The sequence below is a fragment of the Puia sp. genome, from assembly GCF_036500295.1.
Lineage (GTDB): Bacteria > Bacteroidota > Bacteroidia > Chitinophagales > Chitinophagaceae > Puia.
Window position 1 is genome coordinate 1 of sequence record NZ_DASYCH010000104.1, and the last position, 3,708, is coordinate 3,708.

3 protein-coding genes and 1 pseudogene are annotated in these 3,708 nt (G+C 52.9%); 2 read left to right on the forward strand and 2 right to left on the reverse strand.

Features of this window, described 5'->3' with window-relative positions:
- Positions 1 to 329 (reverse strand): annotated as a pseudogene (locus VGM48_RS20145) (hypothetical protein); the annotation flags it as partial.
- Positions 330 to 397: 68 nt separating this feature from the next.
- On the opposite strand from VGM48_RS20145, the gene VGM48_RS20150 reads away from it, so the two are divergent.
- A complete protein-coding gene (locus tag VGM48_RS20150; RefSeq protein WP_331582232.1) occupies positions 398 to 2,023 on the forward strand; it encodes a M20/M25/M40 family metallo-hydrolase in 1,626 nt (541 codons plus the stop codon).
- 57 nt (positions 2,024 to 2,080) lie between these two features.
- Here the strand turns inward: VGM48_RS20150 and VGM48_RS20155 are convergent, their stop codons facing one another.
- Complete coding sequence (locus VGM48_RS20155) at positions 2,081 to 3,109, reverse strand: aldo/keto reductase (RefSeq protein ID WP_331582233.1); 1,029 nt, start codon at positions 3,107 to 3,109, stop codon at positions 2,081 to 2,083.
- 194 nt (positions 3,110 to 3,303) lie between these two features.
- Here VGM48_RS20155 and VGM48_RS20160 point away from each other — a divergent pair.
- A partial coding sequence (locus VGM48_RS20160; RefSeq protein ID WP_331582234.1) for an AAA family ATPase occupies positions 3,304 to 3,708 on the forward strand: 405 nt, incomplete at its 3' end.

The following is a 3,708-nucleotide window of genomic DNA, read 5'->3' on the forward strand; positions in this document are numbered from 1 at the left end:
ACGATGGTATTCGATCCCTTTATCGTAACGGTATAGGGCCCTCCCGCCACCGGAGTAGAAAGATGCACCTCCCATTTCCCATCCCTTGTCCCTATGACCGAATCTCTTGTCCCCAGCACAGGATCGCTTGTAACCGGCACCGAATCTTTTCCCTGACCCCAGGAACCAGTGACATAGACCTTCTCTCCCGGCTCACACCAACCCCAAAACTTAACAGTCGATTCCCGCTGCAAGACCATGCCCGGCGAAAGAACGGACGGGAGACGGACGGTAGCCCTGGAAGAAAGGACCGCTCCCGTCATTAAGGATAAAAGAATTATTTTTTTCATATATAAACAAGTTAGCTTTTCTTTTTTATTAGCGATGCTTTTAGCAAAAACCTTCTTAAATTGTCTGTATGAAAAAACTTAACTGCCCGATCTCCGCATCCGCCAGAGGCTTCTCCGTCACAAGAGGATTCTCTTTCGTCAGGGGCTTCTCTTCGCTTTTTGTCTTCCTGGTTATCATTTTCCCCGCAAAGAGCGGCCATACCCAAACCCCGGACGCGGTCATCGAAAATATCGTCAAGGAAGAAACAACCCATTCGCAATTGGAAAAGCTCGCGCATGAACTCTTCGACGGGATCGGTCCGCGCCTTGTCGGAACTCCGCAAATGGATAAAGCCAACGCATGGGCCGTCGCTAAATATACCGGTTGGGGAATACCAGCCCATAATGAAAAATGGGGGGAATGGCATGGGTGGGAACGCGGTATTTCTCATATCGATATGATCTATCCCCGAATCAAATCCCTCGAAGGGACCCAACTGGCCTGGAGCCCGGGCATGGGCGACAAGACCGTCACGTCGGATCTGGTCATCCTCCCCGACCTCGAAGATTCCATCGCCTTCCAGAAATGGCTACCCGCCGTTAAAGGAAAATTCGTCATGGTTTCGATGCTCCAACCTACCGGCCGGCCGGACGACAACTGGCAACAGTTCGCTACAAAAGAATCCTTTGACAAAATGAAGGCCGAACGCACTGCGCTTACGGCGGCCTGGGCCCAACGAATAAAGAAAACGGGCTATACCAACAAAACCCTTCCCCTCGCGCTGGAAAAAGCAGGCGCGGCAGGTATCGTCGGCTCCAACTGGTCGGCCGGCTTCGGAGTCGATAAGATCTTCGGCGCCTATACAAAAACGATCCCTACCATCGATATCGCCCTCGAAGACTATGGAATGCTGTACCGCCTCACAGAGTCGGGTGACAAACCCCGGATCAGCGTCCATACCGAAGCCAAAGAAAGAGGCGTGGTTCCCACTTTTAATACCATCGCCGAAATAAAAGGCAGCGAAAAACCCAACGAATACGTCATCCTCTCCGCCCATTTCGATAGCTGGGATGGCGGCACCGGCGCAACCGATAACGGTACCGGCACACTCACCATGATGGAAGCCATGCGCATTTTGAAACTGGTCTGCCCCCATCCGAAACGGACCATCCTCGTAGGACATTGGGGCAGCGAAGAAGAGGGACTAAACGGCTCCCGGGCCTTCGTCGAAGATCATCCCGAGATCGTAAAGAATATCCAGGCCGTCTTTAACCAGGACAACGGCACGGGCAGGGTTGTCAACCTGGCCGGCCAGGGTTTTCTCCACGCCTCCGAATTCCTGACCCGCTGGCTATCAAAAGTACCCTCCGATATCCGCGACTCCATCCATACAAGCTTTCCAGGCATTCCCGGCGGCGGTGGTTCGGACTTTGCCTCCTTTGTCGCAGTGGGGGCGCCGGCCTTTTCGCTCAGTTCCCTGAGTTGGTCCTATTTCAACTATACCTGGCATACCAACCGGGATACTTATGATAAGATCGTTTTTGACGATCTGCGCAAAAACGCGATACTGGCCGCTACCATGGCCTATATGGCAAGCGAGGACCCGGTTACTACTTCCCGTGAGAGAGCAGAACTGCAGGTCAACCCAAGAACAGGCCAGCAGGCAAAATGGCCGACACAGACAAAGGCCATCCGCAAAGGCGGTTTGGATTAACGATACAAAAAAATCCCCCGGTCCGGGGGATTTTTTTATGCCTGTCATCTCTAAGACCTATACCGTCGGCACCGGATTCAATTTCGTATTCTGCCGCTGATGCCAGTAAGGATACACCGGTGTAACAACGCTGGCTTCATCCAGCCGCCTTACCTGGTCCGTCGAAAGATTCCATCCCACCGCCCCAAGATTCTGCTTCAGTTGCTCCTCATTCCGGGCGCCGATCACCAGGTTTACGACCGTAGGACGCTGCAACAACCAGTTCAGCGCTACCTGCGCAACCATCTTGCCCGTCTCTTCCGAGATAGCATCCAGCGTATCGACCACCCTAAACAATAATTCATCGGGAACTTCGGGCCCCTGCAGCCCGCCCTGGCTGAGACGGGACTCCGCAGGCAGCGGGCTCCCCCTCCTGAATTTTCCACCCAACCGCCCCATCGCCAGCGGACTCCAGACGATCGTGCCCACGTGCTGGTCCACACCCAGCGGCATAAGCTCCCATTCGAACTCCCGCGTCAGCAAGGAATAATAAGCCTGGTGTCCCACATAACGCGACCACCCATGCCGCTCGGAAACAGACAGCGATTTCATCAGGTGCCATCCGGAAAAATTGGAGCAAGCGATATATCGCACCTTACCGCTTTGCACCAGGTCATCCAACGCGCGAAGGGTCTCTTCTACCGGCGTTACCCCGTCGAAGGCATGGATATGATAGATGTCGATATGATCCGTCTGCAACCGGCGAAGACTGTCTTCACAGGATTTTATCAAATGAAACCGGGAAGAGCCAAGATCGTTCGGTTCGTCGCTCATCGGAAGCGTCGCCTTCGTAGAGATCAACACCCGTTGCCGGAGTCCCTTCAGCGATTTACCCAGGATTTCCTCCGCAAGCCCCCTGGAATAAACATCCGCGGTATCGAACAGGTTGACACCCGCATCAAGACAAAGATGGATGAGCCGCAGCGCCTCCTCATCCCCCGTATTACCCCATGCCTTAAAAAATGCATTGCCTCCGCCAAATGTCGCGGTGCCAAAACTCAGAACAGGCACCTTCAAACCCGATGCCCCCAATTGCCGGTATTCCATATTTGTATTATTTTCTATGTAAATGATTCGCAGCCCAATCCCTCCATATCGATTTCACATCCCGCACTCTTCCGCCAATCTCTAACATCCAAAATCGCGCAAAGTTAGTCAAGTTTAAAATTATTCATTTATTTAAATGTGTCTATAATTAAAAGATAACACGCCTTCCGTTTTTTGCTAAATTCGCATCCCTTATGCTTTCCGATGCCAACAACCCGATCTTTCAACTAGCAGTCCAGTTCGTAAACCAGACGGCCCGGCCAGTTTTCCTAACCGGGAAAGCAGGCACCGGCAAAACGACTTTTCTCAAATACATCCGGGAGAACAGCTTCAAAAAAATGGCGGTAGTTGCGCCGACAGGAGTCGCAGCCATCAATGCAGGCGGCACCACCATGCACTCTTTTTTCCAGCTCCCCTTCGGCCCCTTTATCCCAACCCCCCAATACGGCTGGAACACAGAAGCACCGGGATACAGCGACCCGACCAGCCTGTTTAAAAATATCCGCTTCAATGCGAACAAACGGGAACTGCTGCAGGAACTGGAATTGCTCGTGATCGACGAGATCAGCATGGTCCGGGCAGATATGCTGGACGCCGTG